This window comes from Photobacterium lipolyticum (assembly GCF_003026475.1).
GTDB lineage: Bacteria > Pseudomonadota > Gammaproteobacteria > Enterobacterales > Vibrionaceae > Photobacterium > Photobacterium lipolyticum.
In genome coordinates this window covers 115,489-136,407 of sequence record NZ_PYMC01000004.1, presented here as the reverse complement: position 1 = coordinate 136,407, position 20,919 = coordinate 115,489, and the positions used below count along the sequence as shown (strand labels likewise).

The following is a 20,919-nucleotide window of genomic DNA, read 5'->3' as shown; positions in this document are numbered from 1 at the left end:
TGCTTGGACATTATTAGGATACGGCAGTGAAGAACAACAATACATTTACAACAGAGCAACTTCAATGGATTCGACGTTCACTTAAAATTGCGGTGGTGCACGGGGGGGAAAAAGCACAATCGGATAGTTATATCTATGAGAACTTGAGCCCGCGGTCAACGAAGACATACCAGCCTGTTGCGTGTGATATTGCTACTGCTCTTAATGAGTCGGGTTTCGAGCATGTAGAGGTTCTACCAGAAAATCTTGATTTACCATTGAAATTGAAAGTGCTTGGTATCGATCTTGTCATTACCAATAGTGGTGGGCTACAAGGGTTTGACTCCATGTGCCACTTACCGTCAATACTGGAAATGCTGGGCGTGCCTTATGTTGGTCATTCGCCAATGACGGCCGGTGTGTTAGACAACAAGCACCTGTTTAAGCATGAAATTCATGCCGCCGGGATCCCAACGGCGCCTTTTGTTACCGTTGGGCATGGGGAGAGCGTGAACGATGACGCTAAACGAATGATGCTTGATCTGATTGAACAAGAGTTCGGAGAAGCCTTTATCGTTAAGCCGGTTTCAGGCCGTGCCTCTATTCATGTTCACCCGGTTTTTCATCGCGCTGATTTAGCGGAGATGGTTGAATTGGTACAAAAAGCGACCAGCAATACCGTTATGATCGAACCCTTTTTATCTGGTCGGGAATTCGTCGTTGCTGTTGCCGGGCCAACCGTGTTCAAGAATGGCGTTCTGACTGAGCGCGATCAGCCGTTTTCGTTCTCTATTACTGAACGCGTATTAGCAGAAGATGAAGCGATTTTCACTTCAATGGACGTTAAGCCAATTACAGGCGATCGTTTATTGAAAGTAGAAGATCCTGAATTACGATCTGCTCTGGCTGAAATCGGTTCAAAAATCTTCACTCAAATGGGGTTGCAGACTTTAGTTCGTGTCGATTTGAGAATGGATGCGCGAGGTAAGTTATTTGTTCTTGAGGCGAATCCTAAGCCCGACTTGAAGCGTCCTGAAGGTAGTAAATTGAGTATTGTTTGTCATGACCTTGCTGGCGAAGGGATGAACTATCACGATTTAATTCAATCACTGGTCTTTAATCGACTGGCTTATCTTCATAAGCATCGTTCAACCACCCTGGCTCACTGCTTGACTGATGAGTTCTTTAGTTTAGCGACTGCTTAGGAGTTGCTGTGAGACCTGTAAAAGATAGGGTTAGGCTCATGTTAGGACTAACAGTCGTGACATTGTCGCTGCTGCTGGTTTTTGTTGTGGGCTATGGTCAGGCACTTAAAAGTTATCGTCAGTTAACCACTGAAACGGTAATGGCGCAAACGGAAGCGGCTCGTTTAGGGATTGAACAAGTTCTTAACTCAGGGGTTCCGTTAGAAGACATTGCCGGCTTAAGTCAGGTCTTACAGCCAATAGTTGAGTCAGACGTGTCGGTTACGGGGTTACGCCTACTCTCTGGTCAGAAACAACTCTACCTTTTTGGTGAAGCGCTTGAAGATGATAATCGCATTTCTATTCCATTAAGAAACAAGTTTACTCGAGTCGGTACATTGCAAGTTGTATTGAGTGACCAGGTTGTTGAAGCGACGGTAACCAAAAGTTTTCAGCCGTTTATATGGCTGATTGTTATCTTGCTCGCCGTGTTCATTGGTAGCGTGCTGAAAAGTACGCAGCGAACGGTATACCTGACCAGTTTCACCATGGTATTTTTGGCGATGTCAGTCAGTGTGATGATATTGGTTGGCAGCCTTTATCGTGATGGTCTGCAAAGTAAGGCCGTGTCATTGGCTGATGTGGTAAGCCAGCGTTTATCGCCAATCCTGATCCATAATGTCGATCAAGGGCTGGTGGTAGGCATTGAATCTATGCTAGATAACTTTCGCCAGACTAACCCTGAATTATCAAAAATTGCGGTGTTTAAAAATACCAGCCTTGTTGCAAGTAGCCAGCAAGGCGAGGGAATGGTACAAGCCCTATCTGATACCGGTATGCTTGATTACGTCATCGGCACTTCTTCGTTCGGTGAAGTGCGTCTTTCTTACAAGGTACAAATTGTTTTAGCACAATTATCGCGCACCTTAAAAAACTTTGCGGTTCTCTTTTTTGCGTGCGGATTAGTGTGTTTTGTGTTTATTCGCTTATTAAGCGGTGAAGTAAATCAAAGTCGAAATGATCTGGTTTTAGAACGGATAAAGCCGTTATTTCTTGGTGCGGTTTTGATGGAGTCGTTAATGGCACCTATCATGCCGCAATATATGGCCTCTGTGGCTGATTCGGTTGGCTTGGGCGCAAGTGCGTCGTCGCTCTTTTTTACACTTTATTTCCTTGGTTTTGCCTTAACGTTATTACCCGCGGCAAAATTGATAGAGATGTACGATATTCGACGCGTACTGGTGTTCGGGATTTTATTGTCGAGTATCGGCTGTGGGTTGCTGAGTATCGACCTGGGGTTAGGTGCCATATTAATTGCTCGCTTAGTTTCAGGTATGGGTCAGGCCCTGATCTTTATTTCTGTCCAAGGTTATATCTTGAGGTTCAGTAATAAAGATAACAAGACCCAAGCGGCAGGCATTATTGTTTTTTGTTTCAATGCTGGGTTTATTGCTGGTGCTGCGATTGGTGCTCTATTAGCCGATTATCTTGGTGATCAGGGTACGTTCACACTAGCCGCTTGTATCGGGGTGATCATGAGCTTATTCAGTTTGGTATTGCCATCAATGAAAGCTCAACAAAAACGGCAAGGCTCAATAATGGGTAATGTTTCAGCGATGATGGCCGACTCATGGCGTTTAATTAAAATTCCAGCGTTTGTTCGCACTATGTTGCTGGTGGGTATTCCAACGAAAGCCGCGTTAACGGGTATTGTTTCATTTGCCGTGCCGTTGCTGTTGGCAGAACGTGGTGTCAGTAAAGAAAGCATCGGTCAGGTTTTGATGTCATATGCCGCGATAGTATTGCTGGTTAGTCATAAAGTTGGCCCTTGGGTTGATAAGTTGGGCAGCAGCAAAAAAGCACTGAGCTTAGGTAATTTAATTGCTGGCTTTGCTTTGATACTGCTGGCTATTGCGGTGATTATGCCGCAAGACTGGCAAATTATTGTGGTTATGACCCTAGCCATGATGATGATGGGTTTTTCGCATGGTTTGATCAATGCGCCAGTGGTTACCCATGTTGTAGTGAATATGGCCGAGAGCAAAGAACCTGATTCGGTTATTGCGGCGACGTACCGTTTTCTTGAACGATTTGGTCATGTTTCCGGATCTATTATCGTAGGTCAAATGTTGATGTGGTTTGGTGCCGAGCAGGCAATGTTAGCGCTCGCAGCGTTTTTTATTGTAGCGTGTATTTTGTTTGTTGTTTTTGACCGGCATACGACTAAGGCGGTTTTATCATGAGCCGTGTTTTCTTTTTAATCGCTTTGGCATGGAGTTCAAGTTCATTTGCGGTATCCCAGTGGCCAACTTGGCTCGGAGAGGATCTGCAACCATTAAAGAGCAGTCATTGGCAAGCAAAGACGAGCCGTGATGGGGTTGAATTTATGCCGATGGAATCGATCCCGAAGATATTGGTGATCGTGTCACGTCAGGCAATATCGTATGATATCGCATTGAAAACATTACTCGGGATATATAGCCGGGAATTACCTCAAGCTCATATCATGGTGAGAAAACTGCCAGCAGCGGAAGACAGTGATGATACACAACAACTGTTGATTCAGATGCTTTTAGATGCTGAAGATAAAACGAGCTTAATTTATACCGTTGGTTCGAAAGCGACTGTTGCTGTTCGTCATATTTACAAGGGCGGGAAAGTACCGGTTGTATCGGTTAATGCAAAAGATCCGGTGCAACTTGGGCTTATCGAGAGCGATCAAGGGTCCGGAGACAATTTCGCCTTTACATCCCTGAACTTGTCTGCGGATGTGACGCTGACATTCATGAAGCGATTCAAGCCATCACTTAAACAAATCGGTATCTTATACGCGAAAAATAATCAAAGCGCCTACACAACTCAGTACCTGCCGCTTAAGAAAGTCGCGGAGAAAAATGGCGTAAAAATCGTACCGATTATTGTTGATGAAGAGGATCCATTCCTTGGGCTTGATGTGTCAATGCGAAGAGCGATACATGAACTTCAGCAAGACGACCCCACGCTTGGTAACAGCTTATTATGGCTGACAGGGAGTTCTAGTCTGTTATCGAGAATGGCTGAGATCAACGCCTATTCTGATGGATTAGCGGTTATTTCTGCCGTACCTGATGTTGTGAAAAGCGGCCCTGACAGTGCGTTGATGTCGTTTGGCGTGAGCTTTGTTAATAACGCGCATCAGGCCGGATTATATGGCTTACAGATATTAAGAGGAAAAGTGAAGCCCGGAGAACTACCTGTTGGTCATATATCACCGCCAGATATTGCGGTTAGTTTTGAACAAGCTCAGCGAATAGGGCAACAAATACCATTCGTGTTAATGGAGATGGCGAGTGATGTATACGGCACTAATGGAAGTGTTATTCGTTCGAAAGGGAAATCGATGCAGGAGCAGCAATGAGTTTAGCTATGTTATTTAAAACTCACTGGTTTCAGTCTTTATTGGCTTTTTTCCTCGTTTTGGGTGCGAGTTTTGACGCCTGGAGCGAAGCTCGTCCCGAGCGGTTATTACTTGCTACCCAGGAATGGCGGCCATACCAGTATCAGGAAAATGGACAGATGAAAGGCCCCGGTATCGAAAAGCTCAAATGCATAATGAGAGTAATGCAGCAACCGTATCAGCTCACGATGACAGACTGGGACCGCGCGCAGATCCTTGTCGAAGTGGGTGAGCAGCATGGTTTCTTCTTAGCATCACCCAACTCTTTTCGTAGTAAATACGCGGATTATTCTGCGTCAGTGATGAGCCAGGTATGGAGTTGGTTTAGCTTATCAGATTCGATAGATCCCCAGAGTGAAATGTTCAAGGACGAGGTTGTTGTTACCGCGATTTTTGGTTCCAATAAATGGTTCTGGCTACATAAAGCAGGCTATCGAGTCGAGAAAAAACCACGGCAGTCAGTAACATTAGTTGAGTTGCTACTATCTGGCGAGGTTGGGGCAGTACTCGCGAATGATTTTGTCATGGAAGAAGCCATAAAAAGCTTAGGTGTTAGTCACCGGGCTATCACGCGAAAGGTCATGAAAGAGAAACCTTTAGGTGTCTATTTTTCAAAGAAATTCACCAAGCAGTACCCACTATTTATAAGTGAGTTTAATCAAGCAATTGCTCAATGTGAGGAGAGGTAATATGCCGTTATCGTTAAGAATTATAAGCTCTCCTGATGGAGAACCAATTTCTGAGTGGACTAAAAATTTTCCAGAAGATGGGGGAAGTATTGGTCGATCTTACGGTACAACGATGCAATTGTCTGATGTGTCGAGGTCAATATCGGGTACACACGCCATTATCAATCGAGGTAGCCGCGGTTATCAGGTAATGGATGTCAGTACCAATGGGCTATTTATTAATGGTAATCACCAACCGCTCGGTAAAAATAACACCTCGGGCTTGAATGACGGTGATGTGCTTGATTTGGGCCGTTACCGTTTAATGGTGTCATGCTTTGTTCCTGAGCGAGCGACGGCTAAACCGTCCATTACGGCAGAATCTTCATCATTAGGTGAATGGGGGGATGACCCTTTTGGGAGCGATCAACCCGCGTTGAATCGGCATGTAAAGCCTGAAGCTGTTGATCATGCTATTGATGCCAAATTGTCGTTTTCAGCCACCTCAGACTCAACCAGATCCTGCCAGGTTGAACTTGACCCTTTTGGCGCTCTTGAACCTGAAGTGCTACCACAATTGGAACCGTTTCAGATCGATCGTTTTAACGACGATAGCTTTGATGATGATCCATTCACTGCGGATAAGTCAGAGCGTCTTACCACGATGGCGATCCCAAATCGGATGTCACCCGTAAGGCTTCAACGCGACATAACAACATCTACAGGCATAGATCCGCAGCAGATGATTAAACAGCAAGAGAGTATGATGCAGGCTGCTGAAATGGCGCTTGGTCGATTAATGGATGAAATGGCTCCAAATCATCTCGAAGAAATGTTCAACGACTTAACCCAGCCCGGCTTTTTTAGTCGCAAACCAGATTATTGGGAGATGTATAAACGTTACTTCCAGCGTCAGCAAGATAACCAGGACTGGCAATTGAAGTTCAAAGCTTATTTTAGTGAAAGTTTACGTATCAAACAGTCACTCGGAGAAAAGTGATGGTAAGAAAAATGTTCATGGTTCTCGTCATGCTATCGCTTAATGGGTGCAGCTATTTAGCGTTTTGGCAAGATGCATCTCCATTGCAAGTTGTTGTTAATATTGAAGCTGCTAATAACATTAATCCTAATATTGATGGCCTAGCTTCTCCATTGGAAATTCGGTTCTATCAATTGCAGGATAGTGAGGCATTCAACCAGGCGAGTTTTATTGACTTATATAACGACGATCAAGGGGTATTAAAAGCGGGCCTATTATCAAAGCGCAGCCTAGACAGCGTGTTACCCAATGAAAAACGTCAAGTCGTACTGCCTCTGATCACTGAAACAAAATACGTTGGTGTTGTTGCGGCATTTGCCGACTATCGAGAGGCGAAAAATAAAGCGATTTTACCCGTTCAGGCGGGGCAGCCAATTGTTATTGATGCCAGAATTGATGGCATTAATGTTAGCATTATCGGTCAAGAGGACTAACAAATAATGGATAAGAAAAAAGTAGTTTGGTCTGAAGGCATGTTTCTTAGTCCGCAACATTTCCAGCAGCAAGAGCGCTACCTTGAAGGGTTTGTTAAAGATTATCGTGAGCTGATGAACCCGAATCGGTACGGGTTGGCGGAATTGGAGTTTGATAAATCATTAAGCAATATCGGTAAAGTAGGGATCAAAAGCGCGAAGGGTTTGTTTCCTGATGGCACTCCATTTGATATTCAAAATGGTTTGGCGCTTGAAATTCCATCAGGTGCCAATGATAAGCTAGTCTACCTTGCACTACCTATTTACCGTTCCGGTGTAGTTGATATTGGTAACGAGCAGGATAGGCATCGCCGCTATCACCGCCTTGATCACAATATCTTCGATACTAGCCGCGATCACAGCGAAGCGCTTCAGCTCGAACTGGCGGGGTTAAATATTGAGTTGAAATTAGAAGGTGATGACCTGCAAGACTACACCTTGATTCCTATTGCCCATGTGACAGAGCATAAGTCAGATGGTGAAGTGGTATTGAATAAAGCGTTCATTCCGGTTTGCTTATATTTTACCGTTTCTGATTACCTGCAAAATAATGTGAATGATATTTACGCGCAGATGCAGTATCGGGCTCGAAGTATCTCACAACGCTTACAGGTTGAATCTGCGAGCAAAAGTCATCAAGCATTGATCCGTGATTATCTATGGCTGCAAGCTTTGGGCCGGTGGCTGCCAAGTGTGAAGTCCTGGTTAGATACGGGTACGGTAGCCCCGCAAAGTATTTATCATGAATGCTTAAAAATTGTTGGTGAAATGCAGGGATTAGAAGGGAAAATGCCGCAGGAATATGATCGCTGGGATAATAGCCGACTTTATTCGCTTTTTTCTGGTTTATTTTCTGATATCCGTATTTTGTTACGAGAAGTGCGACTAGATAGTTTAACGACCCTTGTTTGGGATTCCAGCCTATTTGAAAAACGTCGATTATTACGCACCCTTGTACAAGATCGTGGGCTGTTTAATTCAGGGCGTTTTGTTCTAGTGGTTTCGTCATCGCTAGGCTCTGTAAAGCTCAGCGAGCAGTTCCCGTTAGTCAGTAAAGTCGCGGGCAATAGCATGATAGCTGACCTTGTTCGAAATGCACTTTCTGGCGTACCTTTACGTGCTTTACCTGTTCCTCCATCAGAATTAAAAGCCCGTAGTGATGCCGCTTATTTTGAGATCGATACCCAGTCGGCCTTATGGCGAGAGTTAATTCAAAAAGATGAACCAATCGCACTGCATGTCGATAATCGTATTGGTGATGTTGATATTGAATTTTTTGTGATTCGCTAGGAACTCCATGCATGACATCATTATTTAATGAACAAGAAACGATTTCGATTCGTCGTTCTGAATCAGCGATCCAAGCTCAGCGTGAAGGTTCAGAAGTATCACTTGATTTGAGTGGAACCCAGAAATTAATCGAAAATTTAGCCATTTATGGCAATCCATTGTTAAACGCCAGTAGTGAGTTATTAGCGTTATTGGTGAGTTTGCCGCGACAGGGCTCACCGCTTGATATCGACGGTTTTCGCCAGCAACTATTAGATGGTATTGCTGATTTTAAGCGTCGTGGGCTATTTTTGGATTATCATCCTAGCGTGATAGAAAAAAGTTGTTTCGTGCTCTGTGCCGCTTTTGATGAAACTATTTTATACACTGGTTGGGGAGAAAAATCCCGATGGGAAAATCACTCGCTATTAAGTAAGGTTTTTAATCAGCGAGATGGAGGTGAGGTATTTTTCCACTTGCTTGAACAAGCTCGTCGACAGCCTTCGAAATTGGTCGATTTTTTAGAATTGCAGTATGTCCTCATTATGCTGGGATTTATGGGGAAGTATCGCCATTCCGATCGGCGTAAGATCAATGAATTACAGTCTGAGCTTTACAGTGTGATTCGTTATTATCGCGAAGATTCAGTGCTATCTGTACCTAAAACACCAGATTTACCTGAAATTCAAAAACCGTGGTGTTTTCTTAGCGTATCAAAACTATTGCTAATTAGTTTCTTGGTGGTTTTGGGGTCATATCTGTTTTCAGAGTTTTGGTATAAAAATCGCAGTGAATCGACATTGTTTGCCTTTACATCATTGAATATGAATGGGTTTATTCATACAACCCAGAAGGATGATTTGGTCTATATCAGTACCGCAGATGATCTAGGTTTAGTTGATAAAAAAGCACAAGATGAACACACCGCCAATAATATAGAGGCACCATCAGTAATTGAGTGGGAGGTGCTATTGGCTGATTTTTCTAATCGAGTCGATGCTGAGCGACTAGCTAAAGACCTTAAAGCTTCGGGATATACCGTGAAGCTGCGTGATATTGCCGGTGGTGCAGAATTAATTGTGCCCAATCAAACGGATCTGATTAAAGCCAAAATACTTAAAAATGAACTGAATGTTCGTTTTGGGCTTAATGCATCAGTACGTCGACATAGACAACAACAAGAATAAATCATATGAAAATAAATAAACCATTACTTATGCTGTCGATAGCTTTGCTAGCTTGCTTTGGTGCGACATGGTTATGGATACCAACCGATCCTGACTCTTTCTTAAAGCCGGTTATTGTCATCTGTTTTTTTGTTGCAGCTGTTCTCGCCTTATTTTTAGCCTATTGGTATCCATACTCAAAGAATAAAGAACAACAGCACGATCAAACCATTTTATTTAAACAAGATGTCAGAATTATCCATCAGCTTTTTAAAGCAGCAGTAAAACAACTGCGTGGGGTTAGAGGTAACAAGCTAAAAAGCTTATATGAACTGCCTTGGTATGTGGTAATTGGTGGCGAAAAAGATGCGAAAAGCGCCTTATTACAGCAAAACAACTTAGAACCGGTATTACATCGGGCTAATGATGAGAGTGATACCGACCAATATATTCGTTTTTGGAACAATGATAATGTTGTGGTGATTGAAGTCGGCCATCGTTTATTTGACAATGAAGGCATTGACGAAGGTCTATGGCGAGTACTTGCCAAGCAGTTATTAAAATATCGACCTCGCCAGGCTATTAATGGTGTGATCATGGCTATTGGTTGTGATCATTTTTTACAATGTGATAAAAAAGCTCGCCAGATCCTTAGCACAAATCTTCAAGAAGCCATTCTTGAGTTGGGAGCACATACGGGGCTATTACTTCCGGTATACAGTGTGTTTACCAAAGCCGATACGATTTCAGACTTTGTGAACTTTTTTTCGAGTTATTATGGGGGGGATGTTGAAAACCCATTCGGGGTAACGTTTTCAATTGATGAGAAACTGCATTTTGAACCTCATCAATTAGACCGCTCATGCCAAGATATATTGAAGAATTTGTCTCAACAGCAATTCCAACTATTGCGTGATGCACGTAAAGAGGAGGCTGATTCCATTATTGCTCTGCCATATCAATTGCGTGTTATCTTTGAAAGAGCCAATGAATTACTGACAAATATCGGGCGAGAAAATCGGGTTCGTCAGGCCGTTTGGTTACGCGGAATGTATTTAGTTACAACGGGACAAAAAGGCGAAAGTTATGATCTGTTAACCCAATTGGTCGCGGAAAAAGCCGCGTTCAATGCCGATGCCGTTCGAGCTCAACCACAAGGGCGAAAAAACTTATTTTCTAGCCGAATTTTCAGTCACGTCATCATACCTGAAGCGGAGATTGTCGGCGTAAATAAACACCGTCATTATGGCTATATTGCTGCTCGAAGTGTTTTTGTTTTGGGCGTGTCGGCTGGCGTTGCTTTATTTGGTTTGCAACTTCGTGATAACTGGAATCTGGATGAAGCCTTTAGAAGCAAGGCTACAACGGAACTTAGTCTATATCGTAATGATGTTAATCGCTTGCGAGAAGGGCATACGGGGCTGGCCGAACTTATTCCGGTGTTGAATGAATTTCGCGAGGTCGATCAAGACGGTTATAAACCTTTACCTTGGTACCAGAGAGTTAGTATTAAACAAAAAGATACGGCAGAGCAGATCCGATATGTGTATCAGCAGCAGTTGCAATTATTTTTACTGCCTCAGATTGCTGATCTATTGAGTAGTGAGCTGTATGTATATGTTAACTTAGGTAATCCAAGTAAAGTCTTTGAGTTGCTGCGTTATTATCAGATGTTATTTGATCCGCGAAGATTAGATCAGAACGAAATGATTAACTATTTGGTAGATACCTTAGATGATCAAGGTGATATCTCTGCTGATAGTCTGAGTAAGTTGAGCCTTCTGATGGCAGATCTATTCGACAGTGATTACGGCAGCGTATTAAAGCCTAATGATGAGTTGATCTCGGTTGCGGTCCAGAACTTAGAGGGGTTATCGCCTGAACGTTTAATTTACGCTCGTGTTAAGGCATTGCCTGAATACCGAAATAGAGTAGACGTTCGTCGTCAACTGGGTGATAAATTTACCTCAGTTTTTCAGTTTAAACCTGGCTTTCATGGTTACCTGTTACCTGAACTTTATACTCGGCAAGGGCATTCAAACATTGATTTATCGGTTAAATCATCACTGTTGAAGAAGCAACTTGAAGAGTTTAAATCTATTCAGGGTGATATGTCGGTTGCATCGGTTGCAGAGCTGACAGAATTAAGCAAGAAAGTTCAGAGGCTTTATTATTCCGATTATGTATATCAGTGGAAAGAGCTGGTAAATAATATTGAAATAAAAGATTACGCTAGCATGGCAGATCTTGCTTATGCCATAAAAATTTCTCGTGAGCCTGCAAGTAGTCCATTTGTGGATGTGCTTAATGCTGTTGTGATAAATACAACGTTAGCCTCTGAAAATGATTCTGATACTAAAGGGAATGCGAAAGCGGCAAAGCAACTTGGCCTGAAAAAAGTATCAAAAGTACTTAAAAAGGTTGATAAGATTAACCAGATAGCAGGCGATAAGCTGATTCGGCTTCAACCATCTTATGTGGTGAACGAAGCATTCAGTAGTTATGCGTCTTTTATGGCGATTCAGGGAAAAAGCGCGCCAATTGATGAGTTGATAGCTGAGCTTGATAGTTTAAACACATACTTTGATAGCGCGGTGACAAGTAGCGAACCGGAGAAAACGTTGTATGCGAAAGCCAAGGCTCACGCTGCGGGAAGCCAGGATGCTTTAGTTACCTTCCGCCGCTTATCTAGCCGGGCACCAGGTCAGGTTGCTAATTGGGTCAAAACGCTGGATGAACAGGCGTGGAAACGCGTGATAAATGGCGGTCTTGGGTATTTGAATAAGCAATGGCAAGAACAGGTGTATTCATTTTATCGTCAAGCCATTGAAGGGCGCTTTCCTTTTGCATTACAAGGTCGGGGGGAAGTTGCTATCGATGATTTTGCGACTATGTTTAAACCTCAAGGGCGAATCGATAAGTTTATCACTGAAGAGTTACAACCTTTTGCTTATTGGGATAACGGTACGCTTAAGTTAGCTGAAGTAGATGGTGAAAAGTTACCCCTGCGTATTGTAACGCTGAATAAAATTAAGCAAGCGAAAGATATCAGACAGCTGTTCTTTGGTCCAACAGGGCAAGAACTTGCCTTAAATTTGCGAGTTAAAGCGAGTTCAATGAGTACGACAAGTACTCAATTTGATATTCGTGAAGCAGAGAGTTTGTTTTCGTATCGTCATGGCCCAAGATTATGGCAAAACATTGCTTGGCCATCGACTGGTGAAGATGGTTATATCTCTGCAAACTTCTATAAGGGGGAAAACCGTATAGCCAGTAAATCATATTCTGGTCAATGGGCGTTATTCCGAGCATTGTTTGATGGAAGGTCAAGTGCCACCGGCGATAGAAGAATTCGCAATCTTGTTTACAAGCTTGATAACGAAGATGTGGTATTACAGTATGCGCTAAAAGACAGTAACTCATCTTTAACAAAGCACGTATTAACTAGCTTCCATTTGCCATCTACGCTGTAACGGTCTGATGAAAATGGAAAATGTTCAGCCATATGTTGTCGGTAATGTGTTGCTAAACCGTTTTATGTTGATCGAGGAATTAAAGTTACGAGTCTTTGTGGCTATAGATAGTTTTTCGGGGGATAAGGTGGTGGTTAAGCAGGCCGAAGATGGATGGCTGGAAAGAGAGTGGCGCTGTATGAAGCAGTGCCACTCACCTTATATAGTTCAACCGATTGAGTATTTATATTCATCTTCATTGTTGGTATTACCGTATTTAGCTGGTCAAAGCGTGCTAGCATTTTCATTCGAGCAGCGAAGTTTATTTGTTTCTCTTATTCCGCAGATTGTTAGAGCAATTAACTGCGTTCATCAGGCTGGTTGGGTTCATGGTGATATTAAACCATCAAATATAATTTATTTGCCCGAACTTGAATTAATTCAATTGATTGATTTTGGTGCATCATGGCCTGTTGATACGCCGCTTTCTTCGTTGAATGAGTGGCAATTAACTTCAGGGTTTTCAAGGCGATCTAAGCATCAAGGAATAGGAAAAATAGAAAAGGAAGACGATTGGTATGCACTTGAAAATTGGTTAAAACAGATTGATGACAATTCATTGTCAGTAAAAGACAAGCGTCAATTGATTTACTGGAAAGCATGGTTGAAGGGTAAATTAAGTAGAGGTTAAGAATCAAAGCGAGTTGATCTTGTTCGCGAGTCAGACCTATTTAGCTACCTCCCTTTCGTTTGGTGAACAATGGCTTGTGAATTAAATCGTTTCAGTTGGACACGGCTAATAGCAGTCCGGCCATATTAAATGCTCACTTCACAACCTTACTCATATATCATGGTAATATCTATTTTTTGAATGCCTGAGACTAAACTATCATGCTCAAGATCGCGGTTATTTTTCTGCTATTAGCATTAGGCTTTTTAGCGACGAAGTATTTAGACGAGAAAGCACAAAAAAAAGTGTTCATAGGTTTTGCTATTGCATTTGGCGCAGCCGTGCTGATGTTAATGGCCTTTGAGTTGTTTCGTTGAGGTCGCTTGGGTATACGGATATAAAAATGCCTCCAGCGAGGAGGCATTGTTGAGAGTTATAGCGACTAAAACGGCTAGCGTGCTTTCACGCGGCTGCGGTTAGGTTTTCCGCCTTGACCTTGACGTGTTGATGTTGGCTTACCTGGGCGGCTAGGGCGGTTGCCATTATGACTGCCACTACGGTTTGCATTTTCACCGGCACCATTACGGTTGCTATCAGCACGGTTCTCAGACTTGGCTCCTGGCTTTCCGCCTGATTTAGGCTTGTTACCATTCGGGGTATTGCTACCCGGTCTGCCAGCTACAGGACGGTTACCCGACTGGTGTTTGCCGTCTTTACGAATATCTGGCTGGTTAGGGTGCTTGGTCGCAAAGCGTTTAGCGCCATGTCGACCAGAGCCACGGCGTTGGGCCGGTGTCATTTCGGCTTCGCTGCCTTCCTCTGGCACCAGACAGTTTGGTCTGTCGCCAATAAGGTGCTTTTTCCCCATATCGATCAACGCATCACGAATAATTGGCCAGTTAGCCGGATCATGATAGCGCAGAAGGGCCTTATGGACGCGGCGTTGACGTTCACCTTTTGCGACAAACAAATCTTCACGTTTTTTGTATTTAACACGCTTTAGCGGGTTCGTTTCAGAGTGATACATCGACGTAGCATTACACATCGGTGATGGATAGAAGTTCTGAACCTGATCACATTCAAATTCGTTTTTCTTCAGCCATAGCGCCAGATTCAACATGTCTTCATTGGTCGAGCCCGGGTGTGCCGAAATGAAGTAAGGGATCAGGTATTGTTTCTTACCGGCATCCTTACTGTATTTCTCAAACATGTTTTTAAAGCGATCATAGGTTCCCATGCCTGGCTTCATCATCAGATCAAGGGTGCCTTTCTCTGTATGCTCAGGGGCAATCTTCAGGTAGCCACCAACGTGATGCGTTACCAGCTCACGAACGTATTCTGGCGATTCAACCGCTAAGTCATAACGTACACCAGAGGCAATCATTACCTTCTTGATCCCATCAACCTTACGGGCGTTACGGTAAAGATCGATAGTGTGCCTATGATCGGTATCCAGCTTTTTACAGATCTCAGGGAAAATACATGACGGGCGACGGCAGTTTGCTTCCGCGCGCGGATCTGAACAACCCAAGCGATACATATTTGCCGTTGGACCACCAAGATCTGAAATCGTACCAGTGAAGCCCGGCACTTTATCGCGGATATCTTTTAGTTCATCAATGATCGATTCTTGAGAGCGGTTTTGAATAATACGGCCTTCATGTTCGGTAATTGAACAGAATGAACAACCACCAAAACAGCCACGCATGATGTTGACAGAAGTTTTGATCATGTCGTAAGCCGGAATCTTTGCCTTGCCGTATGAAGGGTGTGGAACACGTGCATAAGGAAGGCCAAATACGTAGTCCATCTCTTCGGTCGTCAGCGGGATCGGCGGGGTGTTGACCCATAATTCACGATCGCCATGTTTTTGTATCAGTGCGCGCGCGGAATACGGGTTGGCTTCCAGATGCATCACGCGGCTGGCATGCGCGTACAAAATACGGTCGTTACGCAGTTTTTCATATGACGGCAAACGAACAAAACTATTTTTAGCATCGTGACGAGAAGGCGAGATGGTGATTGGTTGAGCCACCGGTTGTTCTTCTGTTTTATTCGTTTCGCAGACTGATTCTGTCGCATACGGATTGAGCATCGGCATTGCTTTGCCAGGTTTTTCGATACGAGAAGAGTCTATTTCACGTAAACCTTCAGGCGCTTCTTTCAACATGACGGCTGTGCCAGGGATACGCTTCATTTCTTCAAGCGTTTCACCATTTGCAAGGCGATGCGCGACTTCTACCAAAGCACGCTCTGCATTGCCGAACAGCAGAATGTCCGCTTTGGCATCAAAAATTACTGAGCGACGCACTTTATCTGACCAGTAGTCGTAATGGGTTAAACGGCGAAGGCTGGCCTCAATACCCCCCAATACGATAGGTGTTTCTTTATAAGCTTCACGACAACGCTGAGAATAGACAAGCACCGCGCGATCAGGGCGTTTGCCGCCTTCGTTGTTCGGTGTATATGCATCGTCGTGACGAAGTTTGCGGTCTGCGGTGTAGCGGTTGATCATCGAATCCATGTTACCGGCGGTGATACCAAAGAACAGGTTAGGCTGCCCCAGCGCCATGAAAGCGTCTTTGTTATCCCATTTGGGCTGGGCAATCATACCCACACGGAATCCTTGTGATTCCAGTAAGCGCCCGATAACCGCCATCCCAAAACTCGGGTGGTCAACATAAGCATCACCAGTAACAATAATAATGTCACAGCTATCCCAGCCGAGAGCATCCATTTCTGCACGGGTCGTCGGCAAAAAGGGTGCAGTTCCATAGCACTCCGCCCAGTATTTCGGATAGCTATTGATTGGTGTTACTTTCGTGTGCATGTGTTGACCTCTGTCTTTGGAGGCGGGGATTATATACTCAAATTACTTCAAAATGCAGAGTTCAGCGAGAATTCAGTGATTTTAGTAAAGACAGCCACCGTTCAAGCTGTTCAAGAACACACTCACGCTGCACCTTGCTCTTCGCAGACGACTGACGACTTATAGGACAGGCATACTTTAAGTAAAGGTAAAACAGGGTATATTGAATCCAAAAGACATGAAATTGCATTATGTTCAGGTTATTACAAGCTAGAAAAGCAACAATGCTGTTCTAAATGTATGTGACTGACTTAATAATGCTCGTCCCATTTTGTACCCATTTTACACCTGGCCTTTATTTTGCCTTTTGCCTAAGCAATTTTGCAATTTTGCAAAGCTAGTCAAAACTTAATAAGCGCGTCAATCAGGACGCTTGCAAGCTCGCGCTTATGCGCGGACATTTGGAGTAAAGACGAAATGATGAAAGATATAGCAAAGGCTGTTGGTATAGAGAACAGAAATGGCTGCATGCTGGTTACAAGACAATCAGTAAGCTTGGTCAGCTTTTTTATGGTTCTATGTTTGACTTTTGGAACGATACAGGCCCAAGCAGAATGGCCCCAAGTTACCACTTCAAATGATGGAACACCAATCTCTTATGAGGTATACGGTGCTGGAGAACCGACTCTTGTGTTTGTGCATGGATGGAGCTGCGATTCCCGTTATTGGCGTGCCCAGTTGCCACATTTCGCTAAAAATCATCGCGTGGTTACGATTGACCTTGCTGGCCATGGTCACTCAGGAATGACACGTTCGCAGTATACCATGAGTGCTTTCGGAGAAGATGTACGAGCCGTGATAGAGGAAACCGACAGCCGTAGCGTTCTTCTGATAGGGCACTCCATGGGCGGCACCGTGATTGCAGAGGCAGGCCGACTCATGCCGAACCGTATTATTGGGTTAATCGGCATTGATACTCTTGAAAACATTGAGTACCCGTTGAGTCGCGAAGAGCTTGAAAAGATGCTCACACCTTTGGAAAATGACTTTCGAACCGGAAGCCGGCAATTTGTAGAAAATATGATTTCATCCCGCACTGATCCTCAGCTTCGTGAATGGATTCTCTCAGATATGTCAGCAGCTACACCTACTGTTGCCTTAAGTGCGATGAACGATATGATGTCACAATACATTACGGGGGAAGCGGCCAAAATATTTGATGATATCCGCATTCCAGTCGTAACTGTGAACGGAGATCTGTGGCCCATTAACTATGAAGCAAACCGGCGGCATATGTTCTCTTTCGATGCCATTATTCTTAAGGATGCTGGTCATTTCTTAATGTTGGATCGTCCTGAAGAGTTCAACCGTGAATTGGAGAATGCAATCAATATGATCATGAAAAAGCTTGAGTAAAATTGCAGTTAAGTATGAGACCTATTAGGTACTTCTGAGCGCTAACAGTCAGCAAACGTCATGATATACACTTCCTTGATTGTCTTCGAAACGGCATATCGACACCAATATGCCTCCTGATCTAGTTTAGAACTGCTTGTCCAAAATGTGGGTTAATACTCTGCACGTTGATCCATGATTTGTATTCATTCCCTTCAATGGCTGGTTGAAAGTCGCTGATTGCGTCAACGCAGTTACCTCGTTCTAATCTCCTAGAAATAGCGGGACGAACGGTGTTGCGGGCGAGTTCGGCTGAGCAATTCGGCGATCCGCCCTGGCAGCAGGGAGAACTTCTCTTTGCGAGCATGCATCAGCTCACCACTCAACTCCCGCAACATGATCTCCGCGATCCCTTCCGTCAGAGTACCGGCGCGAACCTGGCGTTTAATCGCTTGACGCTGGATGTTGATGATTAGGTATTTTAGCTGCTGTGTTCCCAGCGAGCGGATCGACTCGGGATGGGTCGTCTGCAGCTCTTCGAGACGAGCCTTAGAAATGTTTAACCAGCTTAGGTATAGTTGCTGGGCCCTCGGGATCAGAGCATTCGAGGTTGTGTGATCCTGTTGCATATCCTTCAGGATAGCCAGCAGGTGGCCGCAGCTCTGGGCTCGTCCCCAAGCTTCAAGGTATTCTTCTTTTCCGTACCAACTCCGGTATTCATATCTTCCCAGGAAACAGCGCATCAGTAGGGCGGAAGGCTTGGAGCGTATCATCAGGCGCTTGTGCTCCGGCAGCGGATAATCATGTCGTAACGCATCCAGCTGCTGCAAAATGGATGCTCGCAGTCGCAGAAACGCACTTTCGGTAAGGTAACCACTTTCCGACAGCTGATGCAGGTAGGTGATCTCTATGTTGAAGCAGCGGATCAAGAACAAACGCCACTCAGTCTCGAGATCGATCTTCTCGACTCGCAGCGTCTTCAACTCAGCGGAGAGCCGCGTCATCGCGGCGTCGAGTCCGCAAAGCATATCATCAAGGGATGCTGTGCTTAACTCTGGTGTAGTCTTGAGGTTTTCCACCTCGGCTTTTGCCGCCCAATAAGCGCTGATCCACCCCTCCAGACGCATCAACTGATGGCTTAGCTCCGGCCTATCGAGTTTAAGACGTTGCACAAGGCGTCCCATCGTCAGCCCTTGAACCAGCACGGTGAACAGTACCGCGCCAGTGGCTAGCGCCACGATGGTCTCCCCGAGAGCAAAGGTGTGCTCCAGACTTAACGCCAGCGCCAGGGTAATCGCACCGCGCAGACCGCCCCAGAAGAGCAAGTGACGGTAAGAATAGCTGATCGGATGGCTATGACGGGAAATCCGTCCGGTCAGAGGAGTAAGGCCATAGATCACTGCGGCGCGCGATAACAGCATCGCGAGGAGCACCGCCAGCAGTATGGGCCCCGTGTCCAGGATCATCCCCAGATCAGCCCGGAGCCCGACCAGCAGGAAGATCAGGGAATTGGCAGCAAAAGCGCTATATGACCAATAATTTTCCAGATAGCGACAGGCCGATGTGGACAGCCGAGGACGTCCGATACTACCCAGCACCAGTCCTGCCGTCACCGTAGCCAGAATACCGCTCATCCCCAGAAAATCGGCGAGCAGGTATGAGCCGTAGGCGAGTACCAGAGTCAGGGTAATTTCGACGAAGGGCTCATCATCTACTTGTCCCGCAATCCAGGCAAACGCAATCCCCAACAGGCCGCCGATCGTAATGCCACCCGCCATAATAATGATAAAGCTGAGCAGGCCGGACAGCACAGCATCGGGCATGCCGATCCCGGTGAGTAGTGCTGCCAGAAGCAACTTGCTGAGGATAATGGCGGTCGCATCGTTGAACAGGCTTTCCCCCTCGATCAGCAGGGTGAGATCTTTGGGCGCGCCGAGTTTTTTGAACAGGGCGATCACCGAGATCGGGTCGGTGGCGCTAAGTACCGACCCCAGCAGCAGTGCGACCTCCCAAGGCAACGGAGTAAGCAGGCCGACGATAGCGCCGATCAGCAGCGTGGAAAGCACCGTTCCGGGGACGGCAAGGGTAAAGATCGCCCGCCAGTTGTATCTGAGACGGCTGGCATCCAAGTTGAAGGCCGACTCGAAGATCAAGGTGGGGAGCAGAATCACCAGAATGATCTCGGTCGCTACTTCCGGTCGGGTAAAGCTGTCCAATCCCGTCAGGGTATCCATTCCGGCGGCGTGCAGCAGAAGCCCTGCGATCACCAGCAATACGGTAAATGGCCACTTGATCCGGTTGGCGATCAGCAGCAGAGCCGTTGCCAGCAGCATCAGACCCACCAGAGCGGCGGTTAGGGTACTGGTCGAGGGAGCATGTTCCATGGGCATTCGCTGCATCCTGAAAGTCACAATTCTCAAGAAAAGTATATACCTAAGTTACCTCAAGATGCTGGATCACTCCCAAAGGGCGAGTCTTCCAAGTACTAATGTTGCGTTGCTGATTTTTGATGTAGAGCAACTATATCTGTAAATCAGCGCCTAATCGTATTAAAAGGCTATGTAGCTTTGACGTTGTAACAAAATTACGCCAACAAATGTCTAATTTGTCGTGCGTGAAGCGATAAGGATGTGTAACTAGTCCATAACTTTTATATGGTCAATCTGATGAAGTGAAATGAACCACAGATGGCGCGATATCAATGATAAATAGGCTGTTCAGTTAAAGTACACGGTTAGCAAAAAATAGAAATGATGCATTACTAATTTTCAAAAGTATGGGTTTTGAATTTATAAGTGATATTTATACTTTAAACTTGTTTCCTTATAACCATTTTTTCATCCGTACTCATTATTCCTAAAGATAACTTTTCCAATTCATAAATTATAATTAAATGTTTTATTAACTATTTGTGATAGAAATGTTCCACATCGAGACGTAATGGTTTGTTTGAGGGGTAAGAATGTCACATTGATCAATTATCAAGGTATGATGCATTGTTCTGGTTTGAATTATTTTATTGATGAGTCGTGACTTGTGTGATCCATGTCACGATTTTTGTGTTTTAGATTAATTGCACCTTCCCTTTTTTATTATGTTTATCATGTATTTATTTTGATTTAATTTGTTGTCTGCTGTTTTTTTAGATTAATGGCGTTTATTAATCTTTTTTTGTTGCCCATTAACAGGTCTGAATAATAACAGAGGTAGTGAGCTAATCTGCTTATTTAGATGTTGTTTTATGTGGTATTTAAAATGTAAGGCGATTTTGTCTTCTACTTCACTAAAATGTTTAACGGTTAATATAGAACGTATCGAACGTCTTCAGAACCTAGTTCGTGATGCAATCCTTCAAGGAAATGTTAAAAAAGCACAGAGG

The 20,919-nt window shown here is 44.5% G+C and carries 14 protein-coding genes; 12 read left to right on the top strand and 2 right to left on the bottom strand.

From position 1 onward, the window contains the following. The first annotated feature begins 26 nt into the window (after window positions 1-26). The 11 genes from C9I89_RS08100 (at window position 27) to C9I89_RS22485 (ending at window position 13,713) form a co-directional block, all read left to right on the top strand. On the top strand, window positions 27-1,184 hold the full coding sequence (locus C9I89_RS08100) for a D-alanine--D-alanine ligase family protein (RefSeq protein ID WP_107282847.1): 1,158 nt from the start codon (window positions 27-29) through the stop codon (window positions 1,182-1,184). 38 nt (window positions 1,185-1,222) lie between these two features. After that, window positions 1,223-3,406 (top strand): MFS transporter, encoded by a 2,184-nt coding sequence (locus C9I89_RS08095; protein ID WP_107282846.1) that lies wholly within the window; start codon window positions 1,223-1,225, stop codon window positions 3,404-3,406. Further along, complete coding sequence (locus tag C9I89_RS08090) at window positions 3,403-4,560, top strand: ABC transporter substrate-binding protein (protein WP_107282845.1); 1,158 nt, start codon at window positions 3,403-3,405, stop codon at window positions 4,558-4,560. The genes C9I89_RS08095 and C9I89_RS08090 overlap by 4 nt, the downstream gene beginning before the upstream one ends. Continuing rightward, a complete protein-coding gene (locus C9I89_RS08085) occupies window positions 4,557-5,288 on the top strand; it encodes a substrate-binding periplasmic protein (protein WP_107282844.1) in 732 nt (243 codons plus the stop codon). The genes C9I89_RS08090 and C9I89_RS08085 overlap by 4 nt, the downstream gene beginning before the upstream one ends. 1 nt (window position 5,289) lies before the next feature. Next, window positions 5,290-6,267, top strand: coding sequence for a type VI secretion system-associated FHA domain protein (locus tag C9I89_RS08080; RefSeq protein ID WP_107282843.1), 978 nt, complete (start codon window positions 5,290-5,292; stop codon window positions 6,265-6,267). Beyond that, the gene (gene tssJ, locus C9I89_RS08075) at window positions 6,267-6,740 is read left to right on the top strand and encodes a type VI secretion system lipoprotein TssJ (protein ID WP_107282842.1); all 474 of its coding nucleotides are present in this window, start codon (window positions 6,267-6,269) and stop codon (window positions 6,738-6,740) included. The genes C9I89_RS08080 and tssJ overlap by 1 nt, the downstream gene beginning before the upstream one ends. Window positions 6,741-6,746: 6 nt before the next feature. Then, entirely contained in the window at window positions 6,747-8,069 is a 1,323-nt protein-coding gene (tssK, locus tag C9I89_RS08070) for a type VI secretion system baseplate subunit TssK (RefSeq protein WP_107282841.1), read from the top strand. An 11-nt stretch (window positions 8,070-8,080) separates the two neighbouring features. Beyond that, a complete protein-coding gene (gene icmH / locus C9I89_RS08065) occupies window positions 8,081-9,235 on the top strand; it encodes a type IVB secretion system protein IcmH/DotU (protein WP_107282840.1) in 1,155 nt (384 codons plus the stop codon). Window positions 9,236-9,240: 5 nt separating this feature from the next. Then, window positions 9,241-12,687 carry a type VI secretion system membrane subunit TssM gene (gene tssM / locus C9I89_RS08060; RefSeq protein WP_107282839.1) on the top strand — a complete coding sequence of 1,149 codons (3,447 nt, stop codon included), beginning with the start codon at window positions 9,241-9,243 and terminating at the stop codon, window positions 12,685-12,687. 13 nt (window positions 12,688-12,700) lie between these two features. Beyond that, window positions 12,701-13,357, top strand: coding sequence for a protein kinase domain-containing protein (locus tag C9I89_RS08055; RefSeq protein ID WP_170107662.1), 657 nt, complete (start codon window positions 12,701-12,703; stop codon window positions 13,355-13,357). Between the two features lie 200 nt (window positions 13,358-13,557). Beyond that, window positions 13,558-13,713, top strand: coding sequence for a hypothetical protein (locus C9I89_RS22485; protein WP_170107661.1), 156 nt, complete (start codon window positions 13,558-13,560; stop codon window positions 13,711-13,713). Between the two features lie 74 nt (window positions 13,714-13,787). Here C9I89_RS22485 and C9I89_RS08050 read toward each other — a convergent pair whose 3' ends face one another. Then, window positions 13,788-16,166 carry a YgiQ family radical SAM protein gene (locus tag C9I89_RS08050; RefSeq protein WP_107282837.1) on the bottom strand — a complete coding sequence of 793 codons (2,379 nt, stop codon included), beginning with the start codon at window positions 16,164-16,166 and terminating at the stop codon, window positions 13,788-13,790. Between the two features lie 456 nt (window positions 16,167-16,622). On the opposite strand from C9I89_RS08050, the gene C9I89_RS08045 reads away from it, so the two are divergent. Further along, window positions 16,623-17,561 (top strand): alpha/beta fold hydrolase, encoded by a 939-nt coding sequence (locus tag C9I89_RS08045; protein ID WP_211315224.1) that lies wholly within the window; start codon window positions 16,623-16,625, stop codon window positions 17,559-17,561. Between the two features lie 251 nt (window positions 17,562-17,812). Here C9I89_RS08045 and C9I89_RS08040 read toward each other — a convergent pair whose 3' ends face one another. Further along, the gene (locus C9I89_RS08040; protein WP_170107660.1) at window positions 17,813-19,930 is read right to left on the bottom strand and encodes a cation:proton antiporter; all 2,118 of its coding nucleotides are present in this window, start codon (window positions 19,928-19,930) and stop codon (window positions 17,813-17,815) included. Window positions 19,931-20,919 lie beyond the last annotated feature (989 nt).